This window comes from Methylobacterium sp. CM6241 (assembly GCF_054817845.1).
The window spans coordinates 4,673,712-4,693,422 of record NZ_CM139246.1; the positions used below are offsets into that span (position 1 = coordinate 4,673,712).

Annotated in this window: 20 protein-coding genes; 8 read left to right on the forward strand and 12 right to left on the reverse strand. The window is 64.6% G+C overall.

Annotated features, from left to right (window positions below; genetic code table 11):
* Positions 1-471: 471 nt before the first annotated feature.
* Both ACYQR9_RS21960 and ACYQR9_RS21965 read right to left on the reverse strand, forming a co-directional pair.
* Positions 472-771, reverse strand: coding sequence for a hypothetical protein (locus tag ACYQR9_RS21960; RefSeq protein ID WP_461228037.1), 300 nt, complete (start codon positions 769-771; stop codon positions 472-474).
* Between the two features lie 147 nt (positions 772-918).
* Positions 919-1,071 (reverse strand): hypothetical protein, encoded by a 153-nt coding sequence (locus ACYQR9_RS21965; protein WP_461228038.1) that lies wholly within the window; start codon positions 1,069-1,071, stop codon positions 919-921.
* Between the two features lie 1,121 nt (positions 1,072-2,192).
* Here ACYQR9_RS21965 and ACYQR9_RS21970 point away from each other — a divergent pair.
* Positions 2,193-2,387, forward strand: a complete 195-nt coding sequence (locus ACYQR9_RS21970; protein WP_461228039.1) for a hypothetical protein — start codon at positions 2,193-2,195, stop codon at positions 2,385-2,387.
* A 72-nt stretch (positions 2,388-2,459) separates the two neighbouring features.
* On the opposite strand, the gene ACYQR9_RS21975 is transcribed toward ACYQR9_RS21970, so the two are convergent.
* The 3 genes from ACYQR9_RS21975 to ACYQR9_RS21985 all read right to left on the reverse strand — a co-directional run bounded on the left by ACYQR9_RS21975 (position 2,460) and on the right by ACYQR9_RS21985 (position 3,605).
* Positions 2,460-2,735: an adenylosuccinate synthase gene (locus ACYQR9_RS21975; protein WP_461222837.1), complete on the reverse strand. Its 276-nt coding sequence runs from the start codon at positions 2,733-2,735 to the stop codon at positions 2,460-2,462.
* 103 nt (positions 2,736-2,838) lie between these two features.
* Positions 2,839-3,084 (reverse strand): hypothetical protein, encoded by a 246-nt coding sequence (locus ACYQR9_RS21980; protein WP_461228040.1) that lies wholly within the window; start codon positions 3,082-3,084, stop codon positions 2,839-2,841.
* Positions 3,085-3,224: 140 nt separating this feature from the next.
* Positions 3,225-3,605: a hypothetical protein gene (locus ACYQR9_RS21985; RefSeq protein WP_207412847.1), complete on the reverse strand. Its 381-nt coding sequence runs from the start codon at positions 3,603-3,605 to the stop codon at positions 3,225-3,227.
* Between the two features lie 418 nt (positions 3,606-4,023).
* On the opposite strand from ACYQR9_RS21985, the gene ACYQR9_RS21990 reads away from it, so the two are divergent.
* Positions 4,024-4,392 carry a phosphatase PAP2 family protein gene (locus tag ACYQR9_RS21990; protein ID WP_461229872.1) on the forward strand — a complete coding sequence of 123 codons (369 nt, stop codon included), beginning with the start codon at positions 4,024-4,026 and terminating at the stop codon, positions 4,390-4,392.
* 136 nt (positions 4,393-4,528) lie between these two features.
* Here the strand turns inward: ACYQR9_RS21990 and ACYQR9_RS21995 are convergent, their stop codons facing one another.
* On the reverse strand, positions 4,529-5,182 hold the full coding sequence (locus tag ACYQR9_RS21995; RefSeq protein ID WP_461228041.1) for an SOS response-associated peptidase: 654 nt from the start codon (positions 5,180-5,182) through the stop codon (positions 4,529-4,531).
* A gap of 71 nt (positions 5,183-5,253) precedes the next feature.
* Between ACYQR9_RS21995 and ACYQR9_RS22000 the strand changes: the two genes are divergently transcribed.
* Complete coding sequence (locus ACYQR9_RS22000; RefSeq protein ID WP_461228042.1) at positions 5,254-6,132, forward strand: SDR family oxidoreductase; 879 nt, start codon at positions 5,254-5,256, stop codon at positions 6,130-6,132.
* Positions 6,133-6,799: 667 nt separating this feature from the next.
* Positions 6,800-8,206: a hypothetical protein gene (locus ACYQR9_RS22005; protein ID WP_461228043.1), complete on the forward strand. Its 1,407-nt coding sequence runs from the start codon at positions 6,800-6,802 to the stop codon at positions 8,204-8,206.
* A gap of 9 nt (positions 8,207-8,215) precedes the next feature.
* Here the strand turns inward: ACYQR9_RS22005 and ACYQR9_RS22010 are convergent, their stop codons facing one another.
* The 3 genes from ACYQR9_RS22010 to ACYQR9_RS22020 form a co-directional block, all read right to left on the reverse strand.
* A complete protein-coding gene (locus tag ACYQR9_RS22010; RefSeq protein WP_461228044.1) occupies positions 8,216-11,353 on the reverse strand; it encodes an efflux RND transporter permease subunit in 3,138 nt (1,045 codons plus the stop codon).
* Between the two features lie 19 nt (positions 11,354-11,372).
* Positions 11,373-12,566 carry an efflux RND transporter periplasmic adaptor subunit gene (locus tag ACYQR9_RS22015; RefSeq protein WP_461228045.1) on the reverse strand — a complete coding sequence of 398 codons (1,194 nt, stop codon included), beginning with the start codon at positions 12,564-12,566 and terminating at the stop codon, positions 11,373-11,375.
* A 186-nt stretch (positions 12,567-12,752) separates the two neighbouring features.
* Complete coding sequence (locus ACYQR9_RS22020; RefSeq protein WP_461229873.1) at positions 12,753-13,991, reverse strand: amidase; 1,239 nt, start codon at positions 13,989-13,991, stop codon at positions 12,753-12,755.
* A gap of 321 nt (positions 13,992-14,312) precedes the next feature.
* Between ACYQR9_RS22020 and ACYQR9_RS22025 the strand changes: the two genes are divergently transcribed.
* On the forward strand, positions 14,313-15,041 hold the full coding sequence (locus ACYQR9_RS22025) for a GntR family transcriptional regulator (protein WP_461228046.1): 729 nt from the start codon (positions 14,313-14,315) through the stop codon (positions 15,039-15,041).
* Positions 15,042-15,062: 21 nt separating this feature from the next.
* On the opposite strand, the gene ACYQR9_RS22030 is transcribed toward ACYQR9_RS22025, so the two are convergent.
* Together ACYQR9_RS22030 and ACYQR9_RS22035 are read right to left on the reverse strand one after the other, a co-directional pair.
* Positions 15,063-15,401: a HigA family addiction module antitoxin gene (locus ACYQR9_RS22030; protein WP_461228047.1), complete on the reverse strand. Its 339-nt coding sequence runs from the start codon at positions 15,399-15,401 to the stop codon at positions 15,063-15,065.
* A gap of 14 nt (positions 15,402-15,415) precedes the next feature.
* Positions 15,416-15,718 (reverse strand): type II toxin-antitoxin system RelE/ParE family toxin, encoded by a 303-nt coding sequence (locus tag ACYQR9_RS22035; protein ID WP_461228048.1) that lies wholly within the window; start codon positions 15,716-15,718, stop codon positions 15,416-15,418.
* 205 nt (positions 15,719-15,923) lie between these two features.
* Here ACYQR9_RS22035 and ACYQR9_RS22040 point away from each other — a divergent pair, with 205 nt between their 5' ends.
* Positions 15,924-16,148 carry a hypothetical protein gene (locus ACYQR9_RS22040; protein WP_207412839.1) on the forward strand — a complete coding sequence of 75 codons (225 nt, stop codon included), beginning with the start codon at positions 15,924-15,926 and terminating at the stop codon, positions 16,146-16,148.
* Between the two features lie 69 nt (positions 16,149-16,217).
* Complete coding sequence (locus tag ACYQR9_RS22045; protein ID WP_461228049.1) at positions 16,218-17,849, forward strand: DEAD/DEAH box helicase; 1,632 nt, start codon at positions 16,218-16,220, stop codon at positions 17,847-17,849.
* Positions 17,850-17,858: 9 nt separating this feature from the next.
* Here the strand turns inward: ACYQR9_RS22045 and ACYQR9_RS22050 are convergent, their stop codons facing one another.
* The gene (locus tag ACYQR9_RS22050) at positions 17,859-18,278 is read right to left on the reverse strand and encodes a nuclear transport factor 2 family protein (RefSeq protein WP_461228050.1); all 420 of its coding nucleotides are present in this window, start codon (positions 18,276-18,278) and stop codon (positions 17,859-17,861) included.
* A 187-nt stretch (positions 18,279-18,465) separates the two neighbouring features.
* Here ACYQR9_RS22050 and ACYQR9_RS22055 point away from each other — a divergent pair, with 187 nt between their 5' ends.
* Entirely contained in the window at positions 18,466-19,653 is a 1,188-nt protein-coding gene (locus ACYQR9_RS22055; protein ID WP_461228051.1) for an ABC transporter substrate-binding protein, read from the forward strand.
* Positions 19,654-19,711 lie beyond the last annotated feature (58 nt).

Genomic DNA, 19,711 nt, shown 5'->3' on the forward strand with positions numbered 1-19,711 from the left:
CCAAGAGGTCCTGCGGGTGTTCCACAGCGGGAATACGACGCTGCTTATTGGATGGATGGTGACGGGAGCGCAAGGCGAAAGGGAACACTGACCGCCGCCGGCTCCCGTAACGGTGGCCGACGTGCCGCCGTTCCTACAGGTGCCGCGCGCGCGGTAGTCGACGTGTTGAAGGAATTCCGTGACCTCGTCACCCGGCAGACCGAGGTTACTAACCGGATCGCAAAGACCGTCCGGGTCATCCGTGACCAGCGGGAGCCTCACAGCGAGTTACTGACCGCAATCGTGTGAGAGCGAGCAATCGAGTGCCGAATGCACAGACGCGACGCATATGTTCAGCGCGCCCTTCCAGCCTACTGGACCCGACGCTGCGCATCGCGACGTTCGGTCGTCCCGAGAGCGCGACATTGCCCCGCCCGGTGAAAACCGGAGCGGGGTTTCCTTAACGCGTCTTTGCGCAGCGGTGTCTGCTGATCAGTAACCGCGATAAACCGGGCGACCGTAGGGCCGGTAATAGGGGCGGGCGTAAGGCCTCGCATAGCCAGGGCCATAGAAGCGGCGCGGGCCGTGATTGATGGAGCCGTTGCCGCGGCAGCGCCCGGTGAAGCGGTCAGGGTAATAGCCGAGGCCGCAATATCCCGCCGCCTTGGTCACAAGACCGTCCTCCAACGCGCCCGCAGCCGGTGCAGCGGCGAATGGGGCTGCCTGTGCGGCACTGCCGAAGCCAATGGCGCTGGCCACGATCGCAATCGCAGAGAGCATTTTGTACGTCATCGTTTTCCTCCAAATCCAACCTTAGGCTGGGCATTTCGATGAGCCCAAGCCGTCGCTCCAAGGAATCTATACGCCAACTCGATGAATGCGGCATGAGGACCAGTCACCCTTCACCAGCCCGGTTCACACCACGGCGGATTCTTGTTTTCAATCGAACCACCGACGAGGCGTGAATCTATAGACGGCCAGGAGCGCCAGCATCGCAAGCAGGAATGGCAGATCGTAGAGAAGCGCCAAGATCAGCAGGCCAAAGTAGCCGATGGCGGTCGAAGCCATGATAACCGCGACATACGGGCTCATTGCTTAGTGCCCCTTCCGAGTTTCCCGCTGCCTGTTTTCACAGCTTGTCCAACTTGGTCATCAATCAGACGGTTCGGCGCATTCTGCACGATAATGCTGTTTCAGCTTTGTACAAACGCATGGTAGCCCATACAAGGCTATAGGTAAATGAAATCTATAGTTGTATAATTCACGATCCAATGAAAAAATCAGTCGGCCGCCTTATAAACAATATCTCCGACGTCGTATTGTCTGCTTGGCCGGGTCGAAAGCTGCGAAGAATAGAAACTGAAATCGCCAGAATGGAGCGGATTATTGAAAAAGAGACAATGATGAGTTCACCAAAGCAAGATATAATTATAAATGCAGAGATGATGCTAAGAAAGCTCAATGGCGATAAAATAAAATTGCGGAAGAAAAGTCGTCATATTACATAAAGATCGCAGGGTAATAGAAGTTTTCTGCGGCGGTGGCACATAACACGTCAGAATCTCACGTAAACACGATTGCCGCTACCGTGAGAGTTCCTGATGTGCTTAGTCAGATGCATATCGGTGGAACGCCTCAGCCGGTTATGGAAGTGCGGAGTAAGGCGGATCGAAACTTTGCTTTGTCGAACGAGGCGACGGGAACCCCTAAGTAAGATCCCATCTTTCGGACAAGATGCGATAGGTTTCTGGCGTCCTTACTTGATACATCTACTCCGCAAGGCCGCGTGAGAATGAAAGCCCGTAGTCTGACTAGATATGCCCGCGAATACGCTAGGCTGATGCTACAGCCGGCCTTTCGATTTCCGAATTGGATTTGAAGCAGCGGAATATCCAGCGGATCCCTAGCGCGCCAAGTGCGGTCGCTGCGCTCCAGCCCAACGCGCTATCACGCGGTAGGTACGTGATCAGCCCAAACCATATCTGATAGCTCAGCCATAAGAGTATCAGCCCCGCGATTCCCTTGAGGGGCCTTAAGACATATCGAGATTGTGTCGGCACCATTGCTCTTGGCCCCCAAGTCCTGCCCATCCAGGCAGTTCGAGCTTCACCGTTAATATATGCGCGCTTGCACAGATGACGTGAGACAAGATCCTGCTCGAACATCCGTCTCGCCCAGTCGTTGGTCTCGTTCAAGACGCCAGCGAGGACACCATGACCGAGAAGAAAACGCCCCAAACCGATGAGGCAGGCCCAACGGCTGCGCCGGACGCTCAGGATCCGCTGAACGTACCAATGGATCAGGTCATCACGAAAACCTCGAAGATCGAAGGCAGCCATACGCAGGAAACCGTCGATCCGGCGGAGCGGCTGTCTGATGATCCCGAGGAGCAGAACGATCTCGCTTGACCCTCTGCGTATTGCGAACCCTGCCCCGCATGGCTCCGGCCACGCGGAGCATTTCGCTCATCGCTCAACGGGTCAGGCAGCCCCAACCTCGAATTCCATTCCCCGCCCGGGACCCTGGTCGGTATAATCGACCAGTACGTACCCGCGCTCAGCCAAGTCCGCTTCGAGGATATCGCGGTGCTTCCGGTACATCTGGCCGATCGCCAGGGGGGTCAGCCGGGGGTTGCCGCGTCGCAACTGCTCGACGCCAATGCTGACCGGCGCTCCTTCGCGGTCGGCAATCCGAGCAAGGGCAAGCGCCAGATCGGCGGCCTTCGTCTCCGAGGCTGATTTCGCTTTGAACGCCATCGCGGTCCCCTTCCCTCAAGCCACCCGCAGGGCTGAGCCGGCTTACTCGAACCTTAGGCTTCAACAACTGATCGAGGAAACCCGCGGGCCTTAACCCCACGGCCTAATTCGAAGCACGAAGGCTGTTGATGAAACGCCTCGCTATCTCGCGCACAGCCTCATCATCTCGGGTGTCGTCATGAGCCTTGTCCCAAAGATGATCCACGCTGCGGTCGAGTTCGTCCAGTAAGTCCGGGTGGCGCTGGGCGACGAACCGAATCGTGCCAAACAGCAGATGCTCAATCGCGATTTCCCGGCGGTTCGCATCCGCGATCTTGTCCGAGGTCGGGGTGTGAGGCGCATTTGTCATAAACCCACAACGTCACGCACCCTCGCTAGGTTCGCCACGCGAACCCGGTACGAGTGCCGCAGCACCGTGCGTTTGCGGCACGCGAGACGAGGCAGATATCTCGACACAGGACTCGTGGCTCGAACGGTCATCGGGTGCGTCTAACGCTTCACCGCCCAGATCGGCACGGCACCGTGCGGTCGCCCCGGCACAGTCCGAAAGTATCGCGTCCGCTCAAAACGGATGAAGTCCGGCTCGACCTTCGACACGAGATCGCTACTCAGAACGAGGGCTCCGCAGAAATCGGAGCGGATCACGCCGAGTTCGGGGTGCACGCCGAACAAGTCCAGCGTCGTCCAGCCGAGACGGCCAGCCTCGTCGGCGTACTTGTCGAGGAAGTCCAGGGCCGCGGCATGGACGCCCTGCCAATTCTGTACCGTCAGCCCAGGGCAAGGGACCACATTAGGCTTCATGCTGAGGAAGGCTTCACGCCACGATTGGGGGCTGCCCGGTTCGATCTTGAAGGCGGGTGATGCAGACATGGGGCCAAGCAGTTGTGATGGGCCGGACGGAATAGGGGGCGCGGGGCGGAGGCGCTATGCCCGATGCATCACAGGTGACGGCCCAACGGCATCATCCAATCAGTCCGAAGCGGTGTAGGAGCTTCTGTCCATCAAGGCAGCGGCGAACGATTCCCGATGGCGGGCGTTTAAGGCCATGCTTGCGCGATCGCCCCTTCGACAGACTCATTCCAGGGCATCGGCTATCGCCGATCGTTTCGAGGCTGGAGACGTCACGGCGGGGCTGACCCTCGCAGGCGCCAAGGATCATCCGGCCGTTCGAGCGCTAGGGCTAGCGAGCGAAATCGGGAGTTGGAAGTCGCTGCTCGCTCTGTCGGCTGGTGCTTTGGCCTTGGGCATGGTGAAGCGCGATCGCCGCCTCGCACAGGCAGGCCGACACATGCTCCAGGCCGGTATCTTGGCGAGCGTCGTGAAAACGAGCTTGAAAAGGACGGTGCATCGAACGCGCCCAAACGTCCTCATGGATGAGGGGATTTACGCGCGAGGGTGGCCTGGAACCGGCAACGGACCATGGCAATCCTTCCCCTCGGGCCATTCCGCCCTGAGTACTGCGGTCGCTTGTGCCGCCGCTCGAGTCTATCCTGAGGTCAAGGGTGCCGCGTATGTCACCGCTGCCGGGGTTGTCGCAGCTCAAGTTCTACGCGGGGCGCATTTCCCCGCAGATGTGTTGACAGGCGCTCTGATAGGTCTTGCCGCAGAATCGGCGGTCAATAGGCTCACGACGCAAGGCCCGAGGACGCGTTCCTAGCCAAGTTCCCCCACAAATAGGTCGGCTCGCTCCGGCTGTCTCTCGCATCTCAACCTGTGCATGCAATGTGCAGGCTCGTTTAGATTATTATCGCGACGGATCTGTTTTCAGCACCGAGACGACCGGCACGCGATAGTCATTCCGCCGGATCGCGCCGGGCTCCAGCCGCCACAACCTTCATCATGGTGTCGGGTAGTGGGCGCTGTAGCTCGAGGGCGATCTCGGTCGGCGCCTCGAGCCACGCCCGCCACTCCTCCGATGTCGTCAACAGGACCGGCATGGCCTTCGGGTGAACCGGGCCGACGATCCCATTGGCCTCTGTCGTGAGGAACGAGAACAGCCGGTGCTCGGCCTCCTCGCGATCGGGGTTCTCGGCCTTGGTACCGCGCACGCCGGTCCAGGGACGCCAGATGCCGGCGAAGGCGAAGAGCGGACGGTCGTCATCGAGGGCGAACCACGTGGGCGTCTTCTTCGGCTTGGTGTCGGCGTACTCGCTGAAAGAAGAGACGGGGACGAGACAGCGGTATTCCGGCTTGAGCCAGGGCCGCCAGTGCGGGCTCTTCACATTCCGGACGTTTGTGATCGGATGCTCGCCGTACTGCTTCGGACCTGGGATGCCCCATCGAAACATCTCGAGGGCCTGCCTGCCATCCTCGATCCGCACGATGGGCGCCATCTGGTCGGGGAAGATGCCCGGCATCCTCGGGAGGTTTCCGGCGCGATCCTCCGCAACGCCGAATGCTTTACGGATGTCTGCCTGCGAAGTGATGAGGCTGTAGAGGTTGCACATTCCAGCACCATTCTGCCGCAGCTACGAACGGCCTTCTGTCACGTTAGCCGAGGCCCTCGGAAGGACAGACGATGACCTCAGACCCACGCACCGCCGGCCCCCGCCCGCCTTTCCCCGGAGACCAGCAGCAGGAACGACCTGGCTTGACCTCGAAGATGACGCCCGTGCCGGACCATGGTGAGGAGAGCTATGTCGGCAAGGGGTTGTTGATCGGCAAGGTCGCCTTGATCACGGGTGGCGACAGCGGAATCGGACGCGCGGTGGCGATCGCCTATGCCCGTGAAGGAGCGGATGTCGCAATCTCCTACCTGCCGGTTGAGCAGTCCGATGCGGAGGAGACCGCTCGGTGGATCGAGAAGGCCGACCGGCGTGCTCTGTTGCTGCCGGGCGATCTACGCGACGAGGCGCATTGCCGTGAACTCGTCGCTCGCACCGTCGAAGCGCTGGGTGGCATCGACATCCTGGTGAACAACGCAGCTGCGCAGACGGTCAACGAAGAGCTCGACGACGTGACGTCGGAGGATCTCGAAGGGTCGTTCAGAGCCAATGTGTTCGCCATGTACTACCTCTGCCAAGCGGCGGTACCTCACATGAAACCCGGCTCCGCGATCGTCAATTCGACCAGTCAGCAGGCCAAAATCGCCGATAAGACGATGCTGATCTACGCAGCGACAAAGGGCGCCATCGCGAGCCTCACCATTGGCTTGTCGAACTTGCTCGCCCCCAAGGGTATTCGGGTGAATTGCGTGGCGCCCGGCCCGATCTGGACACCCATCCAACCCATCGTGAAAAGCCCGGAGCAGATCAAGAAGCTCGGAGAGGACACCCCCCTTGGCCGAGCGGGTCAGCCTGCCGAGCTCGCGCCGGCCTATGTCCTTCTGGCTTCGCGCGAGGGCAGCTACATGTCCGGCGCGTTGGTGCCGGTGACAGGAGGCACTCCCATGTTCTAGGCGGGCGGCACATCCCGGCATCGTCGAAAACGGCCGACACGTCACTGTGGGGCTGGACGAGTTCCGTGAGGCGGCGGCTTGCCGGTAGCGGGGTGCGCGATCGACCTACAGACCTCTCTGAGCTGATTTCTCCTCTGTACAGGATCGCACCAAGTCGGAACCAGCACGGCCTCATGGGCATGACCTCGTGTTCCTCCCCTGAACGGACTTCGCCCGCCCGGCTCATGCCGCGGCGGGCTTTTTGTTTCAGATGAACGTCTCACCGGTCGTCGATGACTGGCTGGATGGTCACAATAATTCCATTGACCTCAGCAATACGCTCGCCGAGCACGCGATCACTGGCGTGTTGCCGCTCAGCTGCTTGAGCTCGTGCGATCGCTCGCTTCTTGGGTGACCAAGCACTTCTATAAGCTCGGTCATACACGTCAAATAACACTGGTCGCTGGCGGTCCCGGTTGCTCTTGGCCCTACCGCGGTTATCGCGTGCCGGGCTTTTTCTGTGGGCAACGGCATTCCTGCAATTTCAGCGAGCAGGGGAACGTGCGTTAACCAAATCAACGAGTTACCGTAAACGAAATCTTAACGTTATTGCCTGTGACCGCCCCAAGCGTGATATCAGGACAACCTGTGCGTATGGCCTCGGCCAGAAACCCGAAAGAGCCCGATCTTGTCAGCGTTCTTTAATTCGGACGGCTCGTTTCCGCTCCAGTTCCTGATCATCTTCGCCGTCATCTTCGCCGTGCTGGCCGCGATCGTGCTGGTCTTCCGGCGATTCTCGGGAAGGGGCATGGCGTTGGCCAAATCCGGCCCCCGCGGACGACAGCCCCGCCTCGGTATCGTCGATATCTACGAACTCGACAGGCAGCGGCAACTGATCCTGCTGCGCCGGGACAATGTCGAGCATCTGCTTCTCGTCGGTGGCCCCAACGACGTCATCGTAGAACGCAACATTCATCGCGGCGCCGGCGCCCGCCTCCCTGTCGACGAAGTGGCCAAGGTCGATCCGCTCCAGGAGGAGTCGGCCTTCGAGCCCGCGCGGCCGACCGAGCCTCCGGTGTTCCAGGCGCCGGTCTTTCAAGTGCCGGATCTGCAGCCGCCGGCCCCCCGTTCTCAAGTCTCGAAAGCTCAGGCCTACAGCGAGCCGAGTTCACCGGCAGCGGCGCCGGATCTGGCGGCAATGCCCAAGCCGCGCGGCGATGATCCCGAAGAGCCGAAGACCGCTTCGAAGCCCAGCAAAGCCGACATCATCGCCGCAAAGGCGGCCCGTCGGAATCCGCCGCCGCTCGCGAACCTCAAGGCCGAAGCCCCCGACCGTCAGCGCCCCACGGAGACACGCTCGGATGCGGCCAATGAACCGGTGTCCTCCGCGGCAACGCCGAATGCCAATGAGGTCGTTGAAGCCCCCCCGGCCCCAGTCGCGCCACCGGTGACCGAGCCTGTGCGCACCGAGCCGCCGATGCGTCCACAACCCACGGCGAAACCCGCCCCGATGGTCGAGCAGGTTCCCGCCGTTCCGCCGCCGCTGGCGCGGCCGACGAGTTCCCGTCCGGTGGATGCGGCGATCCTGTCCGACATGGCAAGGCAGCTCGAAGAGGCTCTTCGCCGGCCATCCGCCGCAATTTCTCCGTCGCCGCAGGCCGTGCCGCCGAAGGCATCCACGCCGCTGGCGGAGCCCAAGCCTGCGCCGAGGCCTGAACCGGTTCTCGATCCGATGAAGACAGAGAAATCCGCCCCTGATCGGCCCGTGGATCCGATAGCGGCCGCCATGGCCGAGCCCGCAGACGCCGAACCGCCGCAGGCCGCGGTGCCTCCCAAGGCCGATCCATCGACGGTTAAGCCGAGCCGGGACGAGCCCGTTCCGAGTGAGCCTGCTCCCGACGGTCAGGAAAAGAGCGGACCGGAAGTATTCTTGCCGGCACCACCATCTCCTCTCCCAGCCGCTCGGGAACCGGCGAGCAAGGAGCCGCTGGCCCCGCGTCGCGCCACTCCCGCCGCGCAGAATCCATTCTCCGTGGAGGAGATCGAGGCCGAGTTCGCGCGGCTGCTTGGGCGTCCCCTCGACAGGAAGGGCTGAGACCAGCGCCTACTCGGCCGCAGAGCGTGACGGAAAGCCCTTTCCGTCATTGGCCAGTGTGGCCGGCAGGGCGAATGTCCCCTCGGTGGGTTCGTCCTTCCGCCCGATGAAACGGCCGAAGAGTCGGACGAAAAGGCGAGACAGGTCGTCCACCAGGACGAAGATGGCCGGCACGAAGATCAGCGACAGGCCGGTCGAGACGATGAGGCCGCCGATGACCGCGACGGCCATCGGCGCGCGGAATTCGCCACCGATGCCGAGCGCCATGGCCGACGGCACCATGCCCGCCGCCATGGCGATGGTGGTCATGACGATGGGGCGGGCGCGTTTGCGCCCCGCATCGATGATCGCGGTGGCGCGATCCACGCCCCGCGCCATTTCCTCGATGGCGAAATCCACCAGCATGATCGCGTTCTTGGTGACCACGCCCATAAGCATCAGGATGCCGATGACCACCGGCATCGAGATCGGCATGTGGAAGATCAGGAGACCGAGGATCGCACCGCCGATGGAGAGGGGCAGCGAGAACAGGATGGTGAGCGGCTGAAGGAAGTTTCCGAACAGCAGCACCAGAACGCCGAAGACCATCATCAGGCCCGCGCCCATGGCGAGGGCGAAGCCTTCGAACACCTCCCCCATGATTTCCGCATCGCCGGTCTGGCTGATGTTCACGCCCGGCGGCAGGTTCTGCGCGGTCGGCAGCGCCATCACGGCTTCGATCAGGGTGCCCAGCGCGTCCGAGCCCTCCATGTCGGCCTCCAGGGCCACGCGGATCGAGCGGTCGTAACGGTCGATCGCCGTGGGACCACGCCCGAGGCTGAGATCGGCCACCGTGGAGAGCGGAACGGAGGCGCCCCCCTTCACCGGGACTTTCAGGCTCTCCAATTGGGACAGGTCTCCGCGCAGGGCGAGGGGCAGCTGCACTCGTATCGGCACCTGCCGGTCGACGGCGTTGAACTTGGCGAGGTTGGCGCCGATGTCGCCGATCGTCCCCACCCGCATGGTCTCGGCGATGAGATCCGTGGAGACACCGAGATCGGCGGCGACGCCAGCTTTGGGGCGGATGCGGATCTCGGTACGGTCGAGCGGTGCCGTGGAGAGTACGTTGACGAGGTGGGGCACGGTGGCCGCCTCACGCTGCAACTGCGCCGCCGTCTCCGAGACGAGGCGCAGGTCCGGCCCCGAAATGATGAGCGCGAGATCGCGCTGCCCGCTGTCTCGCAGCGACCAGAACCGGATGTCCGGCTCCTCTCGCAGAATCGCACCGATGATCCGGTCGAGCTGCTTCTGCGTGCGATGACGGGCGTTCTTCGGCGTCAGGTTAATGGTGAAGCTCGCGAGCCGCACCTCCTTCTTGGCCGGCAACTGGCGGCCGCCATCCACGAATACGCTGCGGACTTCAGGCAGCGCCCTGATCTTGTCGACGATGCCGTCCGTGACGCGGGTCGTGTCGGCGAGGCGGGCGCCGGGCGGCAATTCCACCACGAAGATCGTTCGTGCCGCATCCTCCGCGGGCAGGAAGCCGGCGGGTAGCAGCCCGGTGGACATGATCGACCCGGCAAAGCACGCGAGGCCGACGACCAGCGTGACGTATTTATGCCTGACGGACCAGGCGACCACGCGGGTATAGGCCCGCATCACAGGCCCCTCGCGCTCGTGATCCGGTCCGTGATCGCGCAGGAAATACGCCGCGAGCAGCGGCGTGATGAGGCGGGCCACCAGCAGGGACATGAACACGGCCGCCGCGATGGTGAGGCCGAACTGCTTGAAATACTGTCCGGCGATGCCGCTCATGAAGGAGACGGGTGCGAAGATCGCGATGATCGTCGCGGTGATCGCGATGACCGCGAGGCCGATCTCGTCGGCGGCTTCGAGGGCCGCCCGGTAGGCGGATTTACCCATCCGCATGTGGCGGACGATGTTCTCGATCTCCACGATGGCATCGTCCACCAGAATGCCCGTCACGAGGGTGATGGCCAGCAGGCTGACGGCATTGAGCGAGAAGCCTAGGGTACTCATCACCCAGAAAGTCGGCAGCACCGAGAGGGGCAGCGCGATGGAGGCGATGAGCGTCGCTCGCCAATCGCGCAGGAACAGGAACACGACGATGACGGCCAGCGCCGCCCCCTCGATGAGGCTCAGCATCGCCGAATGGTAGTTGCCCACCGTGTTGATGACGGAGGTGTCGATCAGGTCGAACCGGACACCGGGATTCTTCGTGCCGAGATCGGCGATCTTGCGAGCCACCGCGCTGGCGACCTCGGCATCGCTGGCGCCCGTCGCACGCGAGATCGCGAAGGCGACGACGGGCTCGCCGTTGAAGCGCGCGAAGGTGCGCGGCTCCTCCGATCCGTCCACCAGCGTCGCCAACTCGTCCAGGCGGACCTTGCGGTTGCCCGGCACGACGATCGAGGTCTGGGCCAGGGTATCGAGGCTGGCGGCGCCGGCCAGCGTTCGGATCGATTGTTCCTGCCCGCCGAGTTCGCCGCGCCCGCCCGCCATGTCGGCCGAGGTGAGGCGGAGCTGGCGGTTCACGTCCGCTGCGGTAATGCCGAGTGCCAGGAGCCGGTCGGGCTTGAGCGTCACGCGGATTTCGCGAGCGACACCGCCCAGACGCTCGACGCCGCCGACGCCCTTCACGCCCTGGACCTGCCGGGCGATCACGTCGTCTATGAGCCAGGACAGGTCCTCCGGCGTCATCGCCGGCGCCGAGGCGCCGTAGACCATGATCGGCAGCCCGGCGATCTCGACGCGGCTGATGATCGGTTCGTCGATGGTGCGCGGAAGCGTCACCCGCACCTTGGCGATGGCGTCCTTCACGTCGTTGACGGCGCGGTCCACGTTCACTTCGAGGCGGAACTCGATGGTGGTGGCCGAGACGCCCTCCGAGATCGTCGAGATGATGTGCTTGACGCCCTTCACCCCGGCGACCGCATCCTCCACCACCTTCGTCACCTGGGTCTGCAGCTCGGAGGGAGCCGCGCCGGCCTGGGTGACCTGGATCGCCACGATCGGGATGTCGATGTTCGGGAATTGCGTGATCGGCAGCGAGCGGAAGCTGACGAGCCCGAGGATCATCAGGACGAGGAACAGCACGATCGAGGTGATCGGCTTGCGGATCGCCCAGGCTGAGATGTTGAGGCGCATGGGCTGACGGGTCCGATTCTCAGCGCGACGTCACGGAGGCGGCGGCTTCGGCTTTCGGCTGCACCGGTCTGACCCGGTCGCCATGGCGAAGGAAGCTGCTGGCCCGCGCGACGACGGCCTCCCCGGATTTCAACCCCTCGCGGATTTCCATGAACCCGTCCGCCGCGAGGCCGGAGACGACCTTGCGGGCTTCCACCGTGCCGTCATTCACCACGTAGACGAGGGCCGAGCCATCGATCCCGTAGAGTACGGCGGAGAGGGGGACGGCCACGGAATCGCGCCGCGCCACCTCGACCTTGCCGCGCGCGAAGGCGCCGATGCGCAGGGTCGGGTCGCGGTCGAGGCTGATACGGATCTTGCCGAGGCGCGTCAGCCGGTCGATCTCGGGGTCGATCCGTCGGACCTTGCCCGTCACGATTCGCCCCTGATCCGCTTCGAGGCGGACGACATTGCCGAGCATGATGCGCGGCATCCAGGTTTCCGGCACTTCGCCTTCGAGTTCGATCTCGCCACGCGCGATCAGCCGGAACAGCGGTTCGCCTGTGGATGTCGCCGCTGCGCCGATCCGGGCGGTGCGGCGGCTGACGATGCCTCCGTCGGGCGCTTTGATGTCGGTGCGCGCGCGCTTGAGGGCGATTTCGTTGCTCTGCGCCCGCGCCGCCGAGAGATCGGCCTCGGCGAGTTGCAAGCCGCCCTTCGCCGCGGCGAGCCGGCCTTCGCCACCTTGGGCTGCCGAGACCCGCTGCTCCAGCACCGCCGCCGTGGCGTTCCCGGTCTTGATGAGGGAGCGGGCGCGTTCCAGAGCGAGGTTGGCCTCGATCTGCGCGGCCTCGGACTGGACGATCTGGCTACGGGCCTGAACGATGGCCGCGTGAGCCTTGGCGATGGCGGCGGCGTTGGCCGCCTCCTGCGTGGCGATCATCTCCAACGAGAGCCTGGCCAGGACCTGGCCCTTCGTGACCTCTGCCCCCTCCTCCACCAGCAATTCCGTGATGCGGTAGCCCTCGATCTCAGGCGCCACCAAGATCTCGTCGCGCGGGACGAGCGTGCCGGTGACCACGGCCTGCTCGACGATTTCCCGGCGGTCAGCCGGCACGATGGTCACTGCCGGGGCTGGCGCGGTTGCGCCGCTCACCGGCGGCGCCTCAACCGCCCGAGCCGTCGAGGACAATGCCAAGAGCATGAGGATCGAGAGAAGCTGAAGCAGGCGCATGGAAACGTGGCTCACCGTTCAGCGGAGAAGTCTGGATGACCCAGGCGAAGCGAAGCCGCCGCGCTTGTCTCTTCTCTAAGACGCTGGCCTTTTCATGACGCACGATCAATAGAGGTTTCGCGCTGGCCTGAGCTTCGATCATCCGAGTCGCAGACTTGCGACGGCAGCCTGGCAACCGGGCTGGCGTCATGACTGCTTGGCGAAAGCCTTTTCCAGGAACCTCGCGGCCGAGAGCGCACGAGCATCGTCCCCGAAACGGGCGATGATCTGCACGCCGAGCGGGGCCCCCTCCCCCGGCACGGGGATGGTGACGCAGGGCACTCCCATCAGCGTCCAGAGCCGGTTGAAGCGGGAATCCCCGGTGGAGGCGTACCCCTCCGGCGCCCGGCCCGGGGCCGAGACTGTCAGCAGGATGTCGAGATCGGAATCGCGCAGGATGTCCCGCAGGCTGCGCCTCGCATGATGAGCGACCCGCCGGGCGGCATCGTAGGTAGCGGCCTCGATGGTCCGGGCGGTGTCGAGATGGCCGCGAAGGAGCGGCGGCAGCGAATCGCGGTGGGTTTCGTATTCCCAGGCGAGAGCTTGCGCCGATTCGAAATCCTGGATCGTCGCGTGCGCATCGAAGGCATGGCGGAACTCGTCGGGCAACGCGAAGTCGCGGATGTCGGCACCTGTTGCTTCCGCTATCACCCGCGCCCGGTCGAGAGCCTGCACCGCGTCGGGTTCGGCGGCCTCGCAATACTCGGGAACGAGGAGGCCGATTCTTGGAATCGGCCCCGTCCCGTCGATCTCCGGCCGGCCGGCGATGAGGGCGAGGGCATGGGCGGCGTCGGCTGCGCTCGCGGCGAACAGGCCGAGTGTGTCGAGGGTCCAGGAGAAGCACTTCACGCCGACCGTCGGCAGCAGCCGGAACGAGGGTTTCACGCTCACCACGCCGCAAAAGGCTGCTGGCCGGATCACCGAGCCGCCGGTCTGTGTTCCCAGTGCCAGCGGCAGCATCCCGGCGGCCACCGCCGCTGCCGACCCGGCGGACGATCCACCCGGGGTCCGGCCCGGCGCGCGGGGATTTCGTGTCTCCGTGGGATCGACGAAGGCGAAGGCGGTCGTCGTGGTCTTGGCCAGGGGCACGGCGCCGAGACGCTTCAGACGCGCCACGATCGGCGCATCGGCGCGCGGCTGCCAACCGGCATAGATCGACGATCCCATCTGCGTCGGGAGGTGCGCGGTGTCGATGATGTCCTTGATGCCAACCGCGATGCCGGCGAGCGGGCCCGTATCGGACACCTGCGGGGTTGCATCGGTCGCCACGAAGGCACGGACCGACGGTTCGTGCTCCGCTATCGCATCCCGGGTCCGCACGATGGCCTGGGCGGGGGTGAGCGTTCCCGCCTCGATACGGGCGCGGAGGGACAGGAGCGAGAGCATCGTCATCGGGTGGCTCGCTGGGGCACAATGAAAGGGAGAGCCGGCGGCTTGTTCCAGGAAGCGCCGTCGGGAGCGGGTGTCACAAGCGTGTCTCGGGCCGCTCGACGAACAGTCGAGGTGATGCCAGGAACGTCGGGAAGCGTCCAGCACATCACGGTGGCGCTGGTGCTGCGGCCTTGCAACTTCTGCGAGAGTTTTCGATTCCCGCTCAGCTTTGGTCTCGCTCATGCATGGCGGTTGCGTCACCGGTGGGCGACGATGACAAGCGTGCCGGAGACACGCCCGTGGCCGAAACGCTGCGAAGAGGGATGCGATTGGGCGATGGCGGGAATTGAGACGCAGGTGGCCAAGGATCGCGTGGGAATGATGTGCCAATCCCTGCGCCGCGCCATCGTCGAGCGCGCGCTGGCGCCCGGTGATCGCCTGCCGGAAGATGCCCTTGGCGACCGTTTCGGCGTCAGCCGCACCATCGCGCGGCAGGTGCTGGGGCAACTCGCCGGTGAAGGGCTGGTGGAACTCCGCCGCAACCGGATCGCCATCGTGGCGACGCCGAGCTGGGAAGAGGCACGCGACACGTTCGAGGTCCGCATCTCCCTGGAGCGCCTCGTGGTCCAGCGACTGGCCGGTCGCCTCACCGCCCAGCAGGAAGCGATCCTGCTCGCCCATATCGACGAGGAGGACGCGGTCCGTGGCGGACCGGAAGCCCCATCGATCCGGCTCGCCACCGAGTTTCACCTCCTGCTGGCGCGAATGACCGGCAGCCCCGTCCTCGTCCGCTACGTGGCCGAGCTCGGCTATCGCTGCGCGCTGACCCTCTCGCTGTACAGCCGTCCGCACTCCTCGGATTGCGCCGTCAACGAGCATCGCGAGATCGTGGCGGCGCTCATGGCCGGCGACGTCGATCGTGCGACCCATCTGATGGATCATCACCTCGATGCCGTGGCCGTGCGGGCGCATATCGTTGCCGAGCCCCCGCGCGAGCGTGACCTCCGCCGGGTCCTGGCACCCTACGTCACCGAGAAGAGTACTTTGCGACGCCGGGCTAGTTGATAGAGGGCGCTGCCCCAACTGTCAGGCGGCCTCCTGCTCAAACGGCATGATCCTCTCGATATCGGCGCCGATCTCCCTGAAGAGCGACTCGATCTCGAACCGCTTCTGCAGATTGATCCACAGGTCGGGACTGGTCTTGAAGAACCGCCCCAGCCGCAGTGCGGTATCGGTCGAGATGCCGATTTCCTCGGCTGCGATGCGTTCGATCCGGGTTCGTGGCACCCCGCAGGCTCTGGCGACCCTGCCGGCGCTGAGACCGAGGGGGAGCATGAACTCTTCGCGGAGAACCTCCCCCGGATGCATGGGCGGGAGAACCATGTCGGTTTGGTCATCGAGCGGCATGGCGGTGGTGTCCCTCATTGCTGGTGGTCGTCTCAGTGGTAATCGATGATCTCCACCTCGGCCGGTCCTGCCTCGGTCCACCGGAAACACACACGATAGGCTCCGTTGATCCAGATAGCGTGTGTACCGGCGCGATCATGAAGCGGCGGGTGTAGTTTGTTGCCCGGCGGCTGCTTCAGGTCGTCCAGCGTGCTCGCGGCATCCAAGTAGCGAAGCTTGCGGCGGGCGGCACTCAGGATCGACGACGGGATGCCCTTCGGCTGGCGACCGTGAAAGACCGCCTCCGTTGCGTCGTCGGCAAAGCTCAAGATAGCCACTGCGTCACCAACGTTCATCCATAATGAATGTATCTGTGGATGATACATTTCGTCAAGCTCTTGTATCTATCGGCGATACGCTCGTTTGCCGCCTCGACGCGATTTTCATGGCTTGGAGGCGGCACCGCGTGACGCAGTCAATCCGGCGGCTTTAATCTCTCGGCAACCCTGAAAGCCTAGGCCCCTCTCCTCGGACCGTCGGCCCTGACAGGAGAAGCCCGCCTTGCGTGAACCGTTCGTTCCCGATGCGCTGGCCGAGCGGCTGCGGGCCAAGCGGCGTAATACGAGGCCGGTGGCGGCCCTGGTCTGCGAGCCCGCGAAGCCCCTCTTCGCCGAGTTACTCGATGGGCGCGGGCATGGCACCGGGCAGTTCGTGCGTCTGTCGCAGGGAATGGTGGAGCGCATCGCGCGGGTGATGCGCGATGAGGTGGTCGGCGAAGAGGCTTGACCATCCGGCGAGGCCGCATCCCGCCGGGCAGTGTTCCGGTTCGGCGAGAACGGCCTTACAGAGCCGGCGATGGACCTGAGACCCTACCAGCGCGCCAGCCTCGACGCCCTCTATGCCTCGTGGCGCAACGAGACCGGCGACGGGCTCATCGTCCTGCCCACGGGGGCGGGCAAGGCCTTCGTCATCGCGGCCCTGGTGCGGGAGGTGCTCGCCGAGCGTCCCGGCGCGCGGATTGCCATCGTCACCCATACCCGCGAGCTCATCGCCCAGAATCATCGTGAGCTCATGACCTACTGGCCGGCTGCGCCGGCCGGTATCTACTCGGCCGGCTTGAACCGACGCGAAACCGCGACGCAGATCCTGTTCTGCGGCATCCAATCGGTATGGAACCGCTTCGACGCCATCGGTGCCTTCGATGTCGTGGTGGTCGATGAAGCCCATCTGATTCCTCGCGACGCGGAGACTCGCTACGGCCGGTTCCTCGCGGCCCTGCGTGCCGCCCGACCGGAGCTGAGCGTCGTCGGCCTCACGGCGACTCCGTACCGCCTCGATAGCGGCCGCCTCGACGAGGGCGAGGGCCGCCTGTTCGAACGCATCGTCTACGAGGCCAATGTCGGCGACCTGATCCACCAGGGCTACCTCGCCCCCCTGATCTGCAAGGCCACCGCCACGGCGCTCGACGTGTCGGGCGTGGCCAAGCGCGGCGGCGACTACATCCCGAGCGCCCTCGAGGCGGCGGTGAACCAGGATTGGATCACCCGCGCGGCGGTGGAGGAAATGGCCGGTTTCGGCCGCGACCGCCGGGCCTGGCTCGCCTTCTGCGCCGGTGTCGCCCATGCCGAGGCGGTGCGCGATGCGGTGCGGGCGGAAGGCTTCAGCTGCGAGATGGTGACGGGCGAGACCGGCAAGCGCGATCGCGACCGGATCGTGCGCGATTTCACCGCCGGAAGGCTACGCTGCCTGACCTCGGTCGGCGTCCTCTCGACTGGATTCAACGTCCCGCGCGTGGACCTCATCGCTCTACTGCGGCCGACCCAGAGCACGGGCCTCTACGTCCAGCAGGTGGGCCGTGCGCTGCGGACCGCGCCGGGCAAGTCCGATGCGCTGATCCTCGACTATGCCGGCCTGGTACGGATGCACGGGCCGGTGGATATCGTCACCGCCCGCACCGCCGCCGCGATCAAAGGCCGAGAGGGAGAGATCCGGGCCAAGCCCTGCCCCGGCTGCGGCGCGCTCATCGCTCTCAATGCCAGCACCTGCGAGGCGTGCTGGGTCGAGCCGGACGAGACCGACGAGGATGGGCCGAGCCATGAGGCCGCGGCCGACGACGAGCATCCGATACTGTCCCGCGCGGTACCGGTCTGGCGCGGCGTCTCCCGGTGGCGGCTCGGCCGCCATGCTTCATCAGGCAGTCTCGATGTCGAATTCCAGACCGATGACGGGTCGAGCCACCGGGTGCGGATCGCCCTGGAGCAGGCCGGATATGGCCGCGAGAAGGCGGTGCAATGGTGGCGTCAGCTCGGCGGGGGGCGCGACGTGCCGATGACCGTCGCCGAGGCCCTGTCGCGGACCGAGGAACTCACCCGCCCGGCCGCCCTTCTGGTCCGAGCCAACGGCCGCTTCTCGGAGAGCATCAGCTATCGCTTCGCGGACGGCCGGACCTTCGTCGACACGCGGCGGCTTGCCGGAGCCGACGCCTGAGGGGAGCGCCTAAGCCGAGACGCCGTGCTTCGTGAGCAGTCGTTCGGCACTGTCGTTCCAGACTTCCATCGTCACGATCAGACCGTCACGTACCGTGAAGCGGTCGACGTAGCGATTGCCTTCGAACGGCGTTCCATCCGGCCATTCGCCGTAAAGGGTGCCGAGGCTGTAGACCGTGGTGACCCCCTCTCCCGGCATCACGTCCAGACGCTCCATGCGCTTCTTCACCCAGGCATAGCGGCTCGCGTTGAAGGCCGTCACCTCGCGGGGGTGCCGGAAGACCCGGGCGCCGGTGAACACGATCTCGATCCCCGGCGCCATATAGCCCGCGGCGGTTTCCGGGTCGGGCACCATGGAGGCTTCCAGATAGGCGGTGACGATGGCCGCATCGGTGTCGGCTTTGGTTTCGGCCTCTGTCGCTTGGGTCATGCTCTGGTCTCCGTTCGATCCCCACACTGCTCTACGCTCGCCAGAAGTGCATGCAATAAGTGTATGCAGTTTGGCGTGAAAGCAGGCATCGCAATCCGCGCTTTTGGAATTAAATAAGAGATATCAATGCTTTGACATATGGCACGGTGGTTGCGGTGATGGGTGCGATTCCTCCGGAGAGCCGTCCATGCGCAAGCACAGCCCATCATCGCTGACCCGTCGCCTCGCCCTCGGGGCGACCGCGTTGGTCGGTCTTGCGTTCGTCGCGCCGGTGCAGGCGGCGGAGACAATCAAGATCGGCCTCGTAACCGCTTTGTCTGGCCAATCCGCCAAGTCCGGCGAGGCGATCTCGCGAGGCATCGGTCTCGCCATCGACGAGGTCAACGCTGCCGGCGGCGTTCTAGGGCGGCCTCTGGAGCTCGTGGCGCGGGATGACGAGGCCAACCCGTCGAAGGGCGTGCTGGCCGCCCGGGAGCTGATCCAGCGCGTCGGCGTCGTCGCCCTGGTCGGCGGTCTCGATACCCCGGTCTCGATGGCGATCGTGCCCATCGCCAACCAGATGAAAGTGCCTTTCCTCGGCCCCTGGGCGGCGGGCACCGGCATCACGCGCAACGGTGCCGCCGACAACTACGCCTTCCGCGTTTCGGCGGTGGATGCCCTCGTGGACGAGGCCCTCGTCGCCTATGCGATCAAGACCCATCAGGCGAAGAAGCCCGGCATGATCCTCGTCAACAATGCCTGGGGCGAGTCGAACCAGCAGGGTCTGACGGCGGCCTTGAAGACAGCCGGTCTTCCTGCCGCCGGCATCGAGAAATACGAGGCGTCCGATGTCGACATGGTGCCCCAGCTGACGCGGCTGAAAGAGGCCGGCGCCGATACTCTGTTCCTGGTCGGCAATGTCGGGCCCTCGGCCCAGGTCGTGAAATCCCTCGACCGGATGGGATGGAGCGTACCCGTCGTGTCGCATTGGGGCCCCGCCGGCGGTCGCTTCGATGAGCTTGCCGGCCCGAGCGCCGCCAAGGTGCATTTCATTCAGACCTTCACCTTCGCCGGCAATACCTCGCCGAAGGCGATGGCCGTGCTCGATGCCCTGAAGGCCAAGTATCCGGCGATCAAGTCCATGGCCGATGTGACCCCGGCCGTGGGGATCGCCAACGCGTACGACGCGACGCATCTCCTGGCCCTCGCGATTGGCGAGGCCAAGTCCACAAAGGGGTCGGACGTGCGCGACGGCTTCTACAAGATCGCCACCTATCCCGGCCTGATCAAGACCTACGACAAGCCCTTCGCCCCGGACCGTCAAGACGCGCTCGGCCCACAGGATTACGTGTTCACGCGGTTCAAGGACGGCGAGATCGTCGCCGTGGCGAACTGAGGAAGCGGCCATCGCCGTTCATCCCACCCGCGACCTCATCCTGTGGCGCCGCGAAGCG

What these genes read in the sequence shown, in the direction of transcription:
- ACYQR9_RS21960 (WP_461228037.1), bottom strand. Translation starts at nt 771, where the DNA reads ATGACGTACAAAATGCTCTCTGCGATTGCGATCGTGGCCAGCGCCATT.
- ACYQR9_RS21965 (WP_461228038.1), bottom strand. Translation starts at nt 1,071, where the DNA reads ATGAGCCCGTATGTCGCGGTTATCATGGCTTCGACCGCCATCGGCTAC.
- ACYQR9_RS21970 (WP_461228039.1), top strand. Translation starts at nt 2,193, where the DNA reads ATGACCGAGAAGAAAACGCCCCAAACCGATGAGGCAGGCCCAACGGCT.
- ACYQR9_RS21975 (WP_461222837.1), bottom strand. Translation starts at nt 2,735, where the DNA reads ATGGCGTTCAAAGCGAAATCAGCCTCGGAGACGAAGGCCGCCGATCTG.
- ACYQR9_RS21980 (WP_461228040.1), bottom strand. Translation starts at nt 3,084, where the DNA reads ATGACAAATGCGCCTCACACCCCGACCTCGGACAAGATCGCGGATGCG.
- ACYQR9_RS21985 (WP_207412847.1), bottom strand. Translation starts at nt 3,605, where the DNA reads ATGTCTGCATCACCCGCCTTCAAGATCGAACCGGGCAGCCCCCAATCG.
- ACYQR9_RS21990 (WP_461229872.1), top strand. Translation starts at nt 4,024, where the DNA reads ATGCTCCAGGCCGGTATCTTGGCGAGCGTCGTGAAAACGAGCTTGAAA.
- ACYQR9_RS21995 (WP_461228041.1), bottom strand. Translation starts at nt 5,182, where the DNA reads ATGTGCAACCTCTACAGCCTCATCACTTCGCAGGCAGACATCCGTAAA.
- ACYQR9_RS22000 (WP_461228042.1), top strand. Translation starts at nt 5,254, where the DNA reads ATGACCTCAGACCCACGCACCGCCGGCCCCCGCCCGCCTTTCCCCGGA.
- ACYQR9_RS22010 (WP_461228044.1), bottom strand. Translation starts at nt 11,353, where the DNA reads ATGCGCCTCAACATCTCAGCCTGGGCGATCCGCAAGCCGATCACCTCG.
- ACYQR9_RS22015 (WP_461228045.1), bottom strand. Translation starts at nt 12,566, where the DNA reads ATGCGCCTGCTTCAGCTTCTCTCGATCCTCATGCTCTTGGCATTGTCC.
- ACYQR9_RS22020 (WP_461229873.1), bottom strand. Translation starts at nt 13,991, where the DNA reads ATGCTCTCGCTCCTGTCCCTCCGCGCCCGTATCGAGGCGGGAACGCTC.
- ACYQR9_RS22025 (WP_461228046.1), top strand. Translation starts at nt 14,313, where the DNA reads ATGGCGGGAATTGAGACGCAGGTGGCCAAGGATCGCGTGGGAATGATG.
- ACYQR9_RS22030 (WP_461228047.1), bottom strand. Translation starts at nt 15,401, where the DNA reads ATGAGGGACACCACCGCCATGCCGCTCGATGACCAAACCGACATGGTT.
- ACYQR9_RS22035 (WP_461228048.1), bottom strand. Translation starts at nt 15,718, where the DNA reads ATGAACGTTGGTGACGCAGTGGCTATCTTGAGCTTTGCCGACGACGCA.
- ACYQR9_RS22045 (WP_461228049.1), top strand. Translation starts at nt 16,218, where the DNA reads ATGGACCTGAGACCCTACCAGCGCGCCAGCCTCGACGCCCTCTATGCC.
- ACYQR9_RS22050 (WP_461228050.1), bottom strand. Translation starts at nt 18,278, where the DNA reads ATGACCCAAGCGACAGAGGCCGAAACCAAAGCCGACACCGATGCGGCC.
- ACYQR9_RS22055 (WP_461228051.1), top strand. Translation starts at nt 18,466, where the DNA reads ATGCGCAAGCACAGCCCATCATCGCTGACCCGTCGCCTCGCCCTCGGG.